Here is a 15248-nt window from a genome sequence, read left to right on the forward strand (position 1 = left end):
GTGGTGGCAGTGACTCAGGACGGGCCCATGGTCAGACGCGTCCAGACACCGGTCTCGCCCAGGTCCGCCGCCCGTCTGCCGAGTGCGTCGGCCCAGTCCCGCTCGGTGGCTACGGCGTCCCGCCAGGCCCACAGCCGCCGGGTGAGGTGGTGCAGCGGATACTCCTGCGTGATGCCCATGGCGCCGTGCAACTGGTGTGCCGTGCGGGCGACTTCGGTCGCCGTGCGCGCGGTGGTCAGACGCGCCACGGCGACGGCGTCCGAAACCCGCGGCCCGGCACCGTCCGGGTCCGGGCCGCCCGCCGTCATCGCCTCCCGGGCGAGGGCGAGGGCGGCGTCCGCCTGCAGCAGGTGCACTTTCATCTGCGCCAGCCCGGACGACACCGCCGGCAGACGCGTCAAGGGGGCACCGAATTGCCGGCGTTCGCACACGTACGTCTTCGTCAGCAGGTACGCGCCGTGCGCGGCACCGGCCACCGCCGCCGACCACAGCAGGGCCAGACGCGCGCGCACCGCCTCGTACCCGGGCCCGGTGGCGACCGGCACGGCGGGCGTACCGTCCAGAAGTACGGTGTCCCGCGGCTCCCCGGCCAGGTTCTCACCCGGCACCAAGCTCACCGACGCGTGCTGCAGGTCCACGAGCAGCACCTCCCGCCCGGGCCGGCACACCACCAGCAGCGGCGCGTCGCGCGCCCAGGGGACCAGCGGGATCTCCCCCGTGAGCGTCCCGCCGTCCGTGTCGTCCCAGGCCGTCGGCGGTCCGTCCGGCAGCACCAGGGTGGCGGGGGAGTCGTCCAGTGGCCGTTCGTGGCTGATCACCCAGTCCGCGACCGAGGACTCGACCACCGGCACGCCGACCCCGCGGGCGGCCAGCGCCCCGACGACCACCAGCAGGTCCTCCAGGGCGCCGCCCGAGCCCCCGCGTTCCTCGGGCACGCCGATCCGGGGCAGCCCCAGGCCACGCAGACTCTCCCACACCTCCCGCGCCCCGTCGGGCCCCGCCGCCGACGTGCCGTCGGGGGCGACGGACGCCACCAGTTCCCGCAACTCCTCCGCGTACTCGCTCATGCGCGTGTCTCCTGACGGGCCACGAGGGACAGCAGGACCTCGGCCGCGCCGCCGCGCAGTCCGAAGCCGGGGGAGGCGAGCAGGGCCTGGCCGAATGCGCCCTCGGGGGAGGGCTCATGGCACAGACCGGTGCGGCGCAGCGCCTCGACGACGTCGACCTCGAAGGCGTTCCCGAGGTACTTCAGCGCGGCGGCCTCCTGCACGGGCGCCTGTCCGGCGTCCAGCCGTCCGGCCACCTCCCGGCACAGCCGCCGCAGCACGGCGAGGCGCGCGACCAACGACCCCAGAAGAGAACGGAGTTCGGCGTCGTCCCGCTCCTCGGCTGCGTGCGCCACCAACTCGGCCAGCACCGGGTAGCTGGACAGGACGCGCTCGGCGCCGCCGCGCTCGAACGACAACTGCTCGACGACCTGCCGCCAGCCATTGCCCACCGTCCCGATCACCCGGTGCGCGGGCACGAACACCTCCTCGAAGCGCACCTCGTTGAAGTGGTGTTCACCGGCCAGATCCGGGATCGGTGTCGTGGACACCCCGTCGGCGTCCATGTCGAGGACGAACTCGGTCAGCCCCTCGTGCTTGCGTTCCGCCCGCTCGGTGCGCGCCAGGATGTAGGCGTGGGTGGCCCGGTGGGCGTGGCTGGTCCAGATCTTGTGTCCGGAGATCAGCCATCCACCCCTGACCGGGGTCGCGGACGTGCGTACGGCGGCCAGGTCGGAGCCCGCCTCGGGCTCGCTCATGCCCAGGCAGAACACGGCCTCGGCGGCGGCGATCCGGGGCAGGATCTCCGCACGCAGCGCAGGACTGCCATGTCTCAGGATCGCCGGGCCGATCTGCCGGTCGCCGATCCAGTGGGCCGCGACCGGCGCCCCGGCCCGCAACAGCTCCTCGGTGACGGCCAGCCGCTCCACGTTGCTGCGGCCCGCGCCGCCGTACTCCTTCGGGTACGTCATGGCGATCAGCCCGTCCGCGGCGAGCGCCTTGCTGAACTCCAGGTCGAACGAGCGCAGCCAGGAGTCGCTGCGGGGCACGTACCGGCCGGCCGCGCGCCAGGACGCGGTCAGTTCCCTGACCCTGGCGCGGAGTTCGGCGCCGGCGTCGAGGGGCGGCGGTGGGCTCATGAGGGACCTCTCTGAGGGCTCGGCGAAGGCATTCATGCTCAGCGGCCGGTGAAGACTCCGGGACGCTTCTCCCGGAAAGCGGCGTACGCCTCGGCCGAGTCCCGGGTCGACGTGATCACGGCCTGGTGGGAGGAGATGAGGTCCAGGGCGGTGCGCAGATCGTGCCGGGCGCCCTGGCGCACCGCGCGTTTGATCATCTGCACTGCGGCCGGGGGCCGTTCGGCGATCCGTGCCGCGAAGGCGTACACGCGGTCGAGGAGTTCGTCGGCCTCGTACACCTCCTCCACGAGGCCGATCCGCAGCGCCTCGTCGGCTGCCACGAAGTCGCCCGTCCACAGCAGCCGCAGCGCGGTCGCGGTTCCCACCGCGCGCGGAAGCAGCCAGCAGCCGCCGTCCCCGGGGACGAGCCCGACCTTGATGTAGCCCTCGCTGAAGCGCGCGGTGCGCGAGGCGAACCGGATGTCGCAGAGCAGCGCCATGTCCATCCCGGCGCCCACGGCCGGCCCGTCGACCGCGGCGAGCACCGGCTTGGAGACGTCCTCCAGGGTCAGCGCGACCCGGTGCACCCGCCGCGTCAGCAGTTCCTTCTCGGCCAGCGGGTCGCGCTGTTCGCCCTTGAAGTCGGACAGGTCCACCCCGGAGCAGAAGGAGCCGCCCGAGCCCGCGACGACGATGACGCGGACCTCCGGATCGTCCTCGGCCTCGCGCAGTCGGTCCGCCCAGGCGTCGACCATGTCCAGGGTGAACGCGTTCCTGCGCCGCGGACGGTTCAGCAGGATCGTCGCGATGCGGTCCTTCACGGAGTATTCGAGGTCTGCCATGTCCGTCCCAGTCGCCGTCTCTGTCGCCGCGCCGGTGTCACCGGTGCCCTTGCCGTCATTCGAGTGGTCCCGCCGAGCCGCTCGCCGAGCGCACCGCCCCCCGCCGCGGCGGGCGTCCGGTGGGGGTCCCGTCGCCCCGGGGCACGTCCAACGCCCCCGAGGCGACGAGGAGTCGGATCTCGGCGTCGTCGAGACCGGCCTCCCGCGCCACGTCGAGGCTGTGCTCACCCAGGCGCGGGGCGTGGGGGAGGTGTTCGTGCGGGCCGGAGGTGAGGGGGAGCGGGTGCCCGCCCCCAGGGGTGCCGGGGAGGGCGTGTTCGTCCGGGCGGGGGTCGTGGGGAAGGCCGTACGGCTCCGGGCCGCCCGGGCGAGCGAGTCCGTTCTCGTCCGGACCCGCAGTGCGCGGGGCGTCGCGCCCGGCGGTTGCGGCTGAGCGCCGGACGTACGCGGGGAGCAGGCCGCCCCCGTCACCAGGGCCGCCGGTCACCTCCGCCCGCGACCCCTGCCCGAAGCGGACGGGCTGGCGGGGCAGCAGGAGCGGGCCCTCACTGGGGTGGTCGACGCTCTCGAAGAAGCCGGTCGCCCGCAGATGTGGGTCCTCGAACAGGTCGGTGACGGTGTTGACCGGAGCGGCCGGGATGTCCCGGCGTTCCAGTTCGGCAAGCCAGTCGGCGGTCGTCCTGGCCGCCATCTCCTCGTTGAGGAAGGCGTACAGCTCGTCGATGTGCTCGGTGCGCTCCCGGATCGTGCGGTACCGCGGGTCGTCGGCGAGTTCCGGCCGGCCGACGCAGTCGAAGAACGCGCGCCACTGGGCGTCCGTGTAGATCATCACGGCCAGGTGGCCGTCCTTGGTCCGGCACGGCCGCCGGTGCGGAGACGCCGTACGCGCGTACCCGGCCGGCCCGGCGGGCGGGTCGAACACCCAGCCGCCCTGCTGTTCCAGGAGCATGAACTGGGTCATCGTCTCCAGCATGGGCACCTCGACCGCCTGGCCCCGGCCCGTCACCTCGCGGCCGTGCAGCGCCGCCAGCACGGCCGCCGCGCCCATCAGCCCGACGATCTTGTCCGCCGCGGCCGTGCGGACGTACTCCGCCCCGCCCGCCCCGCCCTGCAGCGCGGCCATGCCGCTGGCCGCCTGGATGACGTCGTCGTAGGCCGGCCGGTCCTCGTACGGCCCACCCGCCCCGAACCCGCGGAACGCGCAGTGCACGGCACGGGGGTTGGCCCGCAGCACGGCGTCCGCCGACAGGCCGAGGCGCTCGGCCGCACCGGACCGCATGTTGTGCACCACCACGTCGGCCCCCGCCACCAGGCGTTCCAGGAGTCCGCGCGCGCCGCCCTGCTTCAGGTCGAGCACCACGCTCCGCTTGCCCCGGTTGACGTTGAGGAACACCGGCCCCATCGACGTGCCGCGCACGTCCCCGATCTTGCGGACCACGTCACCGCCCGGCGGCTCCACCTTGGTCACCTCGGCGCCCCACTGGGCGAGGAGCATCGTGCAGTACGGCCCCATGAACGTGGAACTCACATCGATGACGCGGACGCCCGCCAGCGGAAACCCCACTGTCCTGGTCCTCTCTGCCGGGTCGGTGTCGGTGCGCGGACCGCCATCGGTACGCACGGGGTGCCGGGCGCCGTCGTCCTCAGCGCGTGTGGCTCCCGCCGTTGAGGTCGATCGTCTGGCCGGTGAGCCAGGACGCCTCGGGGGAGGCGAGGAAGGCGACGGCGGCGCCGACGTCCTCGGGTCGGCCGAGACGTCCGACCGGGATGCCCTCAGCGATCCGGTCGATCCCCGGCCCGCCGGCGCTCTGCATCAGCCCGAGCGCCAGCGTGTTCGCCGTGATCCCGGCCTTCGCCTCCTCCTGGGAGATGTGCCGGACGAACCCCTCGACACCGCTCTTGCCCGCCCCGTACAGCGACACCCCGATGGCCAGGCCGGTCCGTCCCGCGCCCGAGGAGATCTGCACGACCCGGCCCCAGCCGGTCGCCCGCATACCCGGCAGGACGGCGTGCACGCAGTTCATCGCGCCGAACAGGTTGATCTCGACCGGCCCGCGCCAGCGCTCCGGCGCGATGTCCCGGAACGGGCCGTAGCCCATGTCGGCGGGGATCCCGGCGTTGTTCACCATGATGTCGACGGTCCCGCCGAGCGCCTCCCCGGCCCGCGCGACCCCCGCGCGGACGGCGTCGATGTCGGTGACGTCGAACGGCACCGGCACCGCCCGGCCCCCCGCCTTCTCGATCTCGGCGCACGTCGCCTCGGCGCGTTCGGGCCGGAGGTCGTTGACCGCCACCGTGGCGCCCTGCTCCGCCAGCGCGCGGGCGATGCCGGCCCCGGCGTTCTGGCCGGCACCGGTCACCAGCGCCACGTGTCCGGTGAGGTCGAACATGCCCATGGTCGTTCGGTTCCCTTCGTCTGTGCGATGCGGGCGGCCCGTTGCGGGCCCGCTGCGGTGCCGGTGCCGGTGCCGCACGGGCGCCCGGCCCGCCCCGTGCGGGACCCTGCTGGGACGTCGACGGCTCCCCTTCTTCACGATGGCGGACACCGGAGGCGGAGGTGCCGCCGGCGCGACCCGGGAGTCGAGGCCCCACCGGCGGCGTACCCTCAGCGCACCTGCAACGGAGTCTGCTTCCGGGCTCGCACGATCACGGAGAGCGGATCCCGCTGACCGGGACCGTCCGGCGGTCAAGCGGGACGCGGGAGGCCCCCGGCTCCGAAGTCCCCGGCGCCGGAGTCCACTGAGCGGACCAGGGCGCTGGTCGACGGCGGGGACGGGTACTTCAATCTCCCCACCAGGACCGCAACGTGGCGGTCGCCGCATGGGAAGGTCGTGTCGATGCCCGCATACATCATCGCCCGCAGTCACCTGAAGGACTCCAGCGAGGAGTCCAAGCGTGGGATGCAGGAGTACGTCGAGGCCTATCTCCGGGTCGTCGAGGACCACCCGCACACCCACCTCGCGCAGGGCGTCGTGGCCGAGGTGCTCGAAGGAGAGCCGCGGGAGGGCGCCTACTTCATCCAGGAGTTCCCCTCCAAGGAAGCCGCGTTGGCGTTCTACCACTCGCCGGAGTACCAGAAGGCCGTCGCGATCCGGCAGCGGCACTCGGTCACCGAGATGATCCTCGTCGACGGGGCCTTCGAGTACCAGGCCGACTGAATCGACGCCGCCGGTCCACTGAACGGGCCGGAAGAGTGGCGCCTGTCCTGATGTCGCCGTTTGCTGTCCCGCATCCGCCCGCTCAACGACGATCAGGAGGACACGATGTTCGAACCGGCCAACGACCGGCAGCGTCACATGCTGGAGGTCTGGGAGCGACACGGCTACGCCGAGTTCGCTCTCCACGACCCCGACGCGGCCATCGCGACGATGTGCGACGACCCGTACATCTACTGTGCACCGCTCGGCCAGTTGCTCGACGGCCGGGACGAGGTCTACAAGTTCTACTCGCAGTGGTTCCTGCCGAACGTCCCGGCCGACGTCGAACAGGAGCTGACCACCCGGGTGATGGACGACAACCACATCTGGGACGAGTTCATCTTCCGGTTCACCCATGACCGCGAGATGCCCTGGAAGATCCCGGGTGTCCCCCCGACCGGCAAGCCGGTGGAGGTGGTGATGAACGTCGTGGTCGGCTTCGAGGGCGACCTGATCAAGTACGAGCACCTGATGTGGGACCACGCCTCGGTACTCACTCAGATCGGCCTCCTGGACGCCCCCGCGGCCGGTATCGGGGTCAAGGCGCCCACGCTGCTGCGCGGCCTGCACAGCTGAGTACGGCCCGCCTGCCGGGTCGGCCCGCCCCGACGGCGGCAGCCCACTTCTGACGCCGCCGCCACCAACCCCCGTTGGTGGCGGCACGTTGGCTCCGGTGTCAGCTGTGTCGCCACCTGCTCCTACGACCGTTCACCCGCCTGCTCCGGTGGTCTGCGAGGCCGGCCCGTTGTACAGCAGCAAGCTCTCCGGGTCGGGTGCGCGCAGCATCGTCCAGTAGTCGACGAGCCGCCACGGGCAGGTCACCCAGGCGCGTCCGGCGGTGTTGCGGTAGTAGCCGTTCGCCGTGCCGGGGTGCTGCCAGACCGTGCGGTCGAGTTCGGCGTCGACCCGCTCGTTGTACTCCCGGGTCGCCTCCGGCGTCGGCTCCATCGCGGTGTAGCCGTGGTCGACCAGGTGACGCAGGCACTCGATGACGTAGTGGACGTGCTCCTCGCTCGTCACGTTGTGCCCGCCACCGTGGTTGGGCGCGGCGTTCGGCCCGGCGGTGACGAAGAAGTTGGGGAACCCGGGGACGGTGACGCCCAGGTGGGCGCGCGGATCCCGGCCGCCGTCCCAGCGCTCGGCCAGCGTCACCCCGTCCCGACCGACCACGTCAAGGAAGCCCAGGTACTCCAGCCGGAAACCGGTGGCCCAGATGATCACGTCGGCGGGCAGGAAATCGCCGCTGGTCAGCCGCACCCCGGCCGGCTCGATCCGTTCGAACGACGCCCGGTGCAGCGCCACGTCGTCGCGGCGCAGCGCCGCCAGGAAGCCCGGATCCTTCACGATCCGCTTGGCGAACGGCGGGAAGTCGGGGGTGAGCATCTCCACCAGGTCCGGCCGGTCGCCCAGCTCCTCGTGCAGGTGCTGGAGACAGATCCGCATCAGGACGTCGTTGGCGGGCGAGGAGGACACATGAGTGGCGTACCACTCCTCGTCGATCCTCGGGATCGCGAAGCTCTTGTCCGCAGTGAACCAGTGCGTGACCAGCCGGTACCACTGCTGGTAGTACGGCACGTGCCGCATCGCCCACCGGGTGGCGTCGTCGACCCGGCTGATCACGTTGCGCTCCGGCGCGATCCAGTGCGGTTGCCGGAAGACGACATCCAGGTGCCCGGCCCGCCCCGCGAGGCTTGCCACGACCTGCACCGAGGTGCAGCCGGTGCCGAGCACCACCACCCGCTTGCCGTCCAGGTCGACGGAGTCGTCCCATTCGGCGGTGTGCATCGTGGCACCGGCGAACGATTCCCGGCCGGGCACCTCGGGGACGTACGCGCTGTTGAGGACGCCGGTCGCGGTGATGACCGCGTTCGCCTCGTACACCTCGGTGGCCCCGTCCGGACCCGCCACGGTGACCCGCCAGATCTGCCGCTCGTCCACCCACGCGCAGCCGAGCACCCGGTGGGACAGGGCGATGTCGTCGCGGATCTTGTACTTGTCCGCGACGTGGTGGAGATAGCGCAGGTACTCAGGACCCGTCGGGTAGAACTTCGTCCATTCCGGGTTGAGTTCGAAGGAGTACGAGTAGAAGTGACTCGGCGTGTCCACCGCGGCCCCGGGATACGTGTTGCGTGCCCAGGTCCCGCCGATGTCGTCGCCGGCCTCGAACACCCGGTACTCGAACCCCGCCTCGGCGAGTTTCACCGCCGCGTTGATGCCGATCATCCCGGCGCCGACCACCGCGACCCGGAAGCCGGGCGGCACCGGTCGGTGTACGGGAGCGGACTCGGGCAGGCCGGCGAAACCGCCCTGCTCCCGCAGATAGGGCCCGTACTCGGGGCCGACCGTGTCGTCGGTGGCCACCCGGACCATCTCCATGAACAGTTCCTCGTCCGGGACGCGCAGCGAGGGGACCAGTCCGCCCGGCAGCCGGGGCAGGATGTCGTGGGCGCGCCGGCGTACCTCGTCCACGACCTCCTCGGGGTACTCGCCGGGCCTCAGCACCCGCTCGGGCCGGGCCGCCTTCGCCGCCGCGATCCGCTCCCGGAACTCGGTGAGCAGAGCACGGTCGTCCGTCAGGTGCACCAGCGTCATCAGCAGAGGACCCGGCTCGACCGCGTCGATCGCCGCGTGCAGACGCTCGGGGTCCGCGTCGGGCACGGGGCGTACCGTCCGGGTCGGCCGGTCGTCGGGGATGACGGATGTCGTCATGGGGCCTCGCTTCGGGGAGGGCTGGGACGGAGCGGCGTGCGGTGGGGCTTGCGGACTCTCCCTGCGGGTGGCGCTCACCAGGGCAGCGGGTACTCGGCCTTGGCCCGCAGCAGCCCGGCGATCTCGTGCAGCGCCAGCCGGCCGCGCGCGAGGTGGTGCTGCTGCATCAGGAAACCGTGGCCGACCCCGGGGTAGCGGGTGAACGTGGTCTGTACGCCGGCCTCGCCGAGCCGGGCGGCGTACCGCTGCGACCAGTCACGGACCGGGTCGAGTTCGCCCACGGCCACGATCGCGGGCGCCACACCGCGCAGATCGGGGCAGTACGCGGGGATCTCGTCGCCGGATGTGGGTTCGGGCCGCCCCGCCCTGGCGAGGTCGTGCAGGTAGAGGAGGTCGTCCCGGGACAGCCCCGCGACATCGTCCATCTCGTGCATCGAGGCGGCTGCCATGTCCCGGTCGAGCCCGCCGTACACCAGGACCTGGCAGAGCAGCCGGGGGCCTCCCCGGTCGCGGGCGCGCAGCGCGACGAGCGCCGCCAGCGTGCCGCCCGCGCTGTCGCCCAGGACGGAGATCCGGTCGGGCAGGACACCGAGTTCCGCGGCGTGCGCGGCCACCCACTCGGTCGCCGCCCACGCGTCCTCGATCTGCCCCGGCGGCGGATGTTCGGGGGCCAGGTGGTACTCGACGGCGAACACGCGATGCCCCGTGGCCTCGGCGAGGGCGCGGGCGAGCGGCTCGAAGGAGTGGTTCGTGCCCATCACGAGCCCGCCCGCGTGGAAGTACACCAGGCCCGGCAACTCGGCGTCCGCGGTGGGGCTGTAGACGCGGATCGGCAGCCGACCGTGGACGCACGGGATGTCCCGGTCCTCCACGGCGGCCATCTTGGGCATGTCCACCGGATGCGGCAGCGCCTCCAGTACGGCACGTACGGCCGCCAGCCCTCGCTCCCGCATGCCGGCGCCTCCGCTCTGCGTGTGCCGCAGTTCGTACAGCGCGGCGGCGTCCGGGTCGGGCGTGGGAACGTGCTGGGACATCGTCGTACCCCTCCGTGTGCGGGCGGCTGAAGACGGGCGGGACCGAGGGCCTCCACCGGGAAGGCGCCGGACCTGGGCGCGGCGCGCGTACTCGCGAACGGCCTCGCCCCCGGGACTCGCGAAAGGCCTCCGGAAACCTGCGAGGCCGTACGGGACGGCCCCGTGGATCCCGTAGTGCAGTGTGCTGCAGGAGCCTGCGGAAGCAGGGCGGGAACTCCCGCTGATCGGGACCGGTGCGGTGCGGGACCGGGAGCCCGGCGTGCGGTACCGCCAGGGCGGGTGTGATGGTCAGAGCCGCGCCGATGACCACGTAGCCCCGTTCGTGCGCCTGTACCGAGCTCGGAGGAAACCTAGCAAGTGCTTGTTTGTGTCGGGCGCGATGGCCATACTCCGCAGGGAAGGAGGACCGACATGACTCACGACACCCGTTTCCACTTCACCAAGATCCTGGTGACCGACATCGAGTCCCAGTTCGCTTTCTACACCTCCGTGCTGGGCATGGCCGAGAAGTACCGGTACGCCCATGGCACGGGGGACGACGCGCTGGAGGAGATCATCATGACCTCCGCCGCCGGCGGTGACCCCACGCTGGTCCTGGTGCACTTCCTGAACCGGCCGGGGCAGGCGCCCGGCGAGGCCATCCTCGGGTTCACCGTGCCCGACCTGGACGAGACCGTGCGCCGGGTGTCCGAGGCCGGCGGCACCGTCGAGCAGGCTCCGTTCGAGGTGTCCGACTTCAAGCTCAGGGCCGCGTTCGTCCTCGACCCCGAGGGGCACCGCCTCGAACTCGTCCAGTCGCTGTGAGACACCCGCGCCGTCGCACCCGCACAGTTCCGGCCACCCCTACCGTCACGAGGACCCGCCCATGGCCCCTGCGCAACGAGATCGACACCCGCTGACGCCCGTAGCACCCCCCGAAGTCCTGGAGGACTTCTACACGCCCGAGGAGGTCGACACCCTCTTCGGCGTCGTACGCCGCAACGCCCCTTGGCAGCTGGTGCTCGCCCACCACTTCGCCTCCGCCGAGGAGTACTTCGCGGTGTCCGGCGCCAGGGACCGCTCCCCGGACGCCGGACTCGCCGACTTCGTCGCCCCGGTGTTCCGCGGCTACCTCGCCCGGGAGGGCGCGGTCCTGTACCCGGAGCTCCACGACCTCTACTTCAGCCGCAAGCTCCTGGAGCCGGTGCTGCGGATGCACAAGGCCCGCTATGGCTTCGCCCACCACATGCTGTTCAACCTCTGCGGCCCCTCCCGCAGTTTCGACGCCGGCCACTTCGACAGCGGCAACTGGCGCGGGGTCAGCTCGGTGAACGCCCCGATCTGGCTGATGAGCGTGATGGCCAAGTCCGGCCTGTTCGACGCCTGGGAGGTCAAGTCGGGCCAGGTGATCACCTACTTCTACGACTCCGACGTCGACGGTGGCTTCACCTACTGGCCCGAGGGCCCGGAGCGGGCGCCGAGCCGGCTGGTGGCGCCGTTCCGCAACACGGCGGTCCTCTCGGACAACTCCCGGATGTTCCACCGCCGCGAGGCCAACGGCCCGCGCGACCGCCGCGATCTGCCCGCCCTGACCATGGGATCGCTCCTGACGGCCGACGGCGACGACGCGTGGGTCGTCCGGGACGGCGACACCGAGATCGCGCGCTTCGCGCACCGCGACAGCCGGTCGCTGTTCCACTACACCGCGCTGGTCTTCGAGGACCTGGCGGACGTCACCCGGTATCTGGACCACACCGACGACCTCACCTTCGACAAGGTCTTCGACGTGCTGATCGCCGATCTGAGGGCGCGAGGGGTGCGGTTCAGCGAGCCCTCCGACCCCATGACCGACCGCGACTTCATCGCCCTGCTCACGGATGTCCACGCCATGGCACCCCGAGAGTACCCGGCTCTGGCACCTCTGGACGTGCCCGCCGCCTGACGGGAGAACGGACCCGCCCCATGAGGGCGGGCCCGTTCTCGTGCGGGTCGCGCCGTGCCACGCCCGCCGGTCAGAGCCGCTCGACGATGGTGACGTTGGCCTGGCCGCCGCCCTCGCACATGGTCTGGAGCCCGTACCGGCCGCCCGTGCGTTCCAGTTCGCCCAGCAGTGAGGTCATCAGCCGGGTGCCGGTGGCGCCGATGGGATGGCCGAGGGCGATGGCTCCGCCGTTGACGTTGACCCGGTCCGGGTCGGCGCCGGTCTCCGCGGCCCAGGCGAGGACCACGGACGCGAACGCCTCGTTCACCTCGAACAGGTCGATGTCACCGACCGACATCCCCGCCCGGTCCAGGGCGCGCCGGGTCGCCGCGATGGGCCCGGTCAGCATCCACACCGGGTCGTCGGCGTAGACGGAGAGGTGGTGGATCCGGGCGCGGGGCGTGAGGCCGTGCTCGCGCACCGCCCGCTCCGAGGCCACCAGCAGGGCCGAGGCGGCGTCGCTGATCTGCGAGGCCAGCGCGGCGGTGAGCCGGCCGCCCTCCCGGAGCGGGGCCAGCGCGGCCATCCGCTCCGGTGAGGTGTCACGGCGCGGGCACTCGTCTGCGGCGAAGTCCCCGACCGGCTCGATCTCGTCCTTGAAGCGCCCCTGGTCGATCGCGGCCACCGCCCGCCGGTGACTGCGCAGGGCGAAGGACTCCATCTCCTCGCGCGTCAGCCGCCACCGCTCCGCGATCATCTCGGCGGCCCGGAACTGCGAGACCTCCTGCCCGCCGTAGCGCGCCACCCAGCCCGGCGACTCGGCGAACGGCGTGGTGAAGCCGTACTGCTCACCCAGCGTCATGGAGGCGGACATCGGGATCGCGGACATGTTCTGCACCCCGCCCGCGACGATCAGGTCGGCGGTGCCGGACAGCACGCCCTGCGCCGCGAAGTGCACGGCCTGCTGGCTGGAGCCGCACTGCCGGTCGATGGTCACCCCGGGCACGTGGTCCGGGAGCCCCGCCACCAGCCAGGCGGTGCGGGCCACGTCCCCGGCCTGGGAGCCGATGGTGTCGTTGCAGCCCAGGATGACGTCGTCGACGGCGGCCGGGTCGACGCCCGAACGCCGTACGAGCGCGCCGATCACATGGGCCGCGAGATCCGCGGAGTGCACGGCGGACAGGGCACCGCCGCGCCGCCCCACCGGGGTGCGCACGGCGTCGACGATGTAGGCCTCGGCCACGCTCTTCCTCCTTCTTCTCCGCCATTGCGGGGTACGGGGACTTCAGGCGTGCTGGCTGCTGACGGAGACGACCTCGCCCGTCATGTACGAGGAGTAGGCGCTGGCCAGGAACACCATCACGTTGGCCACCTCCCAGGGCTCCGCGGCCCGGCCGAACGCCTCGCGGCCCTTGAGCTCGTCCAGGAACTCCTCGGTGGTGACCTTCGCCAGGAACGGGTGCAGCGCCAGGCTCGGCGAGACCGCGTTGACCCGGATGCCGTGCGGGGCGAGGTCGGCCGCCGCGCTGCGGGTGAGGGCCATCACCCCGGCCTTGGCGGCGGCGTAGTGCGCCTGCCCCTCCTGGGCCCGCCAGCCGACCACCGAGGCGTTGTTGACGATGACGCCCCGGCGGCCCGCGCGGACCATCCGGTTGCCGGCGGCACGCACACAGCGGAACGTCCCGGTGAGGGTGATGTCCAGGACCCGCGACCACTCCTCGTCGGTCATCTCCAGGACGGAACGGGTCCCGCCGAGCCCGGCGTTGTTCACCATCACGTCGACCCCGCCGAACGGCTCCGCCGCGTCCAGCAGGGCGTTCACCTGCTCCTCGCGGGTCACGTCGCACAGGGCGGTGGCGACCCGTTCCGCCCCGAACTCCTCGGCCAGTTCCTTCGCGGCCTCGCCCAGCCGCCGCTCGTGGACGTCACCGAGGACCACGGCCCGCGCCCCCTCCTCCAGACAGCGCCGTACGACCGCGGAGCCGATGCCCGCTCCGGCGGCGGCGGTGACCACCACGGTCAGGCCGGCGAGCAGCCCGTGTCCGGGTACGTAGTCGGGCGGTGCCTGTCCGGCTCGTCGCGTGTTCATGCCTTCGGCTCCCTGGGCAGGCCGAGCACCCGCTCGGCGATGATGTTGCGCTGGATCTCGTTCGAGCCGCCGTAGATCGTGTCGGCCCGGCTGAACAGGAACAGCCGCTGGAAGGCGTCCAGGTCGTACGGCGGCCCCTGCGCCACCAGCGAGGAGGCACCCGCCACCTCCATGGCCAGTTCCCCGAGCCCCCGGTGCCAGGTGCCCCACAGCAGCTTGGCGATCGACGCCTCCGGCCGCTGGGAGCCCGAACCGCCCAGCATCCGCAGCGCGTTGAGCCGGATGATCTCAAGGCCCATGTGGGCGCGGGTGATCCGGTCCTGGATCGCGGGGTCGTCGATGGCGCCCGTCCGCCGGGCCAGCGCCACCACCGCGTCCAGCTCGCGGGCGAAGCCGATCTGCTGGCCGAGTGTGGAGACGCCCCGCTCGAACCCGAGCGTGGCCATGGCGACCTTCCAGCCGTCGCCGGGCGCGCCGACCACGAGCGAGCCGTCCGTCCGCGCGCCGTCGAAGAACACCTCGTTGAACTCGGAGGTGCCGGTCAGCTGGGTGATGGGGCGCACGGTGACGCCCTCCTGGCGCATCGGCACCAGCAGGTACGACAGCCCCGCGTGCCGCACCGATCCCGGTTCGGTCCGCGCGACCACGAAGCACCAGTCGGCCAGGTGCGCGAGGGACGTCCACACCTTCTGGCCGTCGATCACCCACTGGTCCGGCTCTCCCGCCCCCGCCGCCCGCTCCAGCCGGGCCCGGGTGGACACCGCGGCCAGGTCGGAGCCCGCACCCGGCTCGGAGTAGCCCTGGCACCACAGCTCCTCGACGGCGCGGATACCGGGCAGGAAGCGGTCCTTCTGCTCCTGGGTGCCGAAGGCGACGAGGGTCGGCCCGAGCAGTTCCTCACCCAGGTGGTTGACGCGGGCGGGCCCGTCGGCGCGGGCGTACTCCTCGTGGAACACCACCTGCCGGGCGAGGTCGAGCCCTCTGCCGCCGTACTCCTCGGGCCAGCCGATGCAGGTCCAGCCGTGGGCGGCGAGATGCCGGTCCCAGGCCAGCCGTTCCTCGTACGCCTCGTGCTCCCGGCCGGAGCCGCCGAGTCCCCGCAGACCGGCGAAGTCGCCGGACAGGTGGGTCTCCAGCCAGTCCCGGACCTCGCGGCGGAAGGCCTCGTCCTGCGCTGTGCCTGGCAGTTGCACGCTTTCCCCCTCGAAGGTGCCGTCGGTTCACGATCGTGCTGTTCGGGAGCTGGGGCATCGCCTACACTAACCCACCAAGCACTTGTTTGGTATGCATTCGTGGTCCCTGTGAAGGAGCTG

The 15248-nt window shown here is 72.2% G+C and carries 14 protein-coding genes; 4 read left to right on the forward strand and 10 right to left on the reverse strand.

What is annotated here, in order from left to right; translation table 11 throughout:
• Positions 1 to 14: 14 nt before the first annotated feature.
• The 5 genes from ABZ880_RS44140 to ABZ880_RS44160 form a co-directional block, all read right to left on the reverse strand.
• Positions 15 to 1067 carry an acyl-CoA dehydrogenase family protein gene (locus ABZ880_RS44140; RefSeq protein ID WP_361275911.1) on the reverse strand — a complete coding sequence of 351 codons (1053 nt, stop codon included), beginning with the start codon at positions 1065 to 1067 and terminating at the stop codon, positions 15 to 17.
• Positions 1064 to 2185, reverse strand: a complete 1122-nt coding sequence (locus tag ABZ880_RS44145) for an acyl-CoA dehydrogenase family protein (protein ID WP_361275914.1) — start codon at positions 2183 to 2185, stop codon at positions 1064 to 1066. Before ABZ880_RS44145 ends, ABZ880_RS44140 begins: the two co-directional genes overlap by 4 nt.
• Before the next feature lie 38 nt (positions 2186 to 2223).
• Entirely contained in the window at positions 2224 to 3006 is a 783-nt protein-coding gene (locus tag ABZ880_RS44150; protein WP_361275916.1) for an enoyl-CoA hydratase-related protein, read from the reverse strand.
• A gap of 55 nt (positions 3007 to 3061) precedes the next feature.
• Positions 3062 to 4570, reverse strand: a complete 1509-nt coding sequence (locus ABZ880_RS44155; protein ID WP_361275918.1) for a CoA transferase — start codon at positions 4568 to 4570, stop codon at positions 3062 to 3064.
• Between the two features lie 79 nt (positions 4571 to 4649).
• Entirely contained in the window at positions 4650 to 5402 is a 753-nt protein-coding gene (locus ABZ880_RS44160) for an SDR family NAD(P)-dependent oxidoreductase (protein ID WP_361275920.1), read from the reverse strand.
• Positions 5403 to 5843: 441 nt separating this feature from the next.
• On the opposite strand from ABZ880_RS44160, the gene ABZ880_RS44165 reads away from it, so the two are divergent.
• Together ABZ880_RS44165 and ABZ880_RS44170 are read left to right on the forward strand one after the other, a co-directional pair.
• Positions 5844 to 6164, forward strand: a complete 321-nt coding sequence (locus tag ABZ880_RS44165) for a DUF1330 domain-containing protein (protein WP_361275922.1) — start codon at positions 5844 to 5846, stop codon at positions 6162 to 6164.
• A gap of 105 nt (positions 6165 to 6269) precedes the next feature.
• Positions 6270 to 6779, forward strand: a complete 510-nt coding sequence (locus ABZ880_RS44170) for a nuclear transport factor 2 family protein (RefSeq protein WP_361275924.1) — start codon at positions 6270 to 6272, stop codon at positions 6777 to 6779.
• Positions 6780 to 6911: 132 nt separating this feature from the next.
• Here ABZ880_RS44170 and ABZ880_RS44175 read toward each other — a convergent pair whose 3' ends face one another.
• Both ABZ880_RS44175 and ABZ880_RS44180 read right to left on the reverse strand, forming a co-directional pair.
• Positions 6912 to 8912: an NAD(P)/FAD-dependent oxidoreductase gene (locus ABZ880_RS44175; protein WP_361275927.1), complete on the reverse strand. Its 2001-nt coding sequence runs from the start codon at positions 8910 to 8912 to the stop codon at positions 6912 to 6914.
• Between the two features lie 74 nt (positions 8913 to 8986).
• Positions 8987 to 9946 carry an alpha/beta hydrolase gene (locus tag ABZ880_RS44180; protein ID WP_361275929.1) on the reverse strand — a complete coding sequence of 320 codons (960 nt, stop codon included), beginning with the start codon at positions 9944 to 9946 and terminating at the stop codon, positions 8987 to 8989.
• 411 nt (positions 9947 to 10357) lie between these two features.
• Here ABZ880_RS44180 and ABZ880_RS44185 point away from each other — a divergent pair, with 411 nt between their 5' ends.
• Both ABZ880_RS44185 and ABZ880_RS44190 read left to right on the forward strand, forming a co-directional pair.
• Positions 10358 to 10750: a VOC family protein gene (locus ABZ880_RS44185; protein WP_361275931.1), complete on the forward strand. Its 393-nt coding sequence runs from the start codon at positions 10358 to 10360 to the stop codon at positions 10748 to 10750.
• A 61-nt stretch (positions 10751 to 10811) separates the two neighbouring features.
• Complete coding sequence (locus ABZ880_RS44190; RefSeq protein WP_361275934.1) at positions 10812 to 11867, forward strand: hypothetical protein; 1056 nt, start codon at positions 10812 to 10814, stop codon at positions 11865 to 11867.
• A gap of 70 nt (positions 11868 to 11937) precedes the next feature.
• Here the strand turns inward: ABZ880_RS44190 and ABZ880_RS44195 are convergent, their stop codons facing one another.
• The 3 genes from ABZ880_RS44195 to ABZ880_RS44205 are packed head-to-tail and all read right to left on the reverse strand — an operon-like array spanning position 11938 to position 15128.
• Entirely contained in the window at positions 11938 to 13089 is a 1152-nt protein-coding gene (locus ABZ880_RS44195) for an acetyl-CoA C-acetyltransferase (RefSeq protein WP_361275936.1), read from the reverse strand.
• A 42-nt stretch (positions 13090 to 13131) separates the two neighbouring features.
• Positions 13132 to 13935 (reverse strand): SDR family oxidoreductase, encoded by an 804-nt coding sequence (locus ABZ880_RS44200; protein ID WP_361275938.1) that lies wholly within the window; start codon positions 13933 to 13935, stop codon positions 13132 to 13134.
• Positions 13932 to 15128, reverse strand: coding sequence for an acyl-CoA dehydrogenase family protein (locus tag ABZ880_RS44205; RefSeq protein ID WP_361275941.1), 1197 nt, complete (start codon positions 15126 to 15128; stop codon positions 13932 to 13934). The genes ABZ880_RS44200 and ABZ880_RS44205 overlap by 4 nt, the downstream gene beginning before the upstream one ends.
• Positions 15129 to 15248 lie beyond the last annotated feature (120 nt).

It is taken from the genome of Streptomyces sp. NPDC047043 (genome assembly GCF_040644055.1).
Lineage (GTDB): Bacteria > Actinomycetota > Actinomycetes > Streptomycetales > Streptomycetaceae > Streptomyces.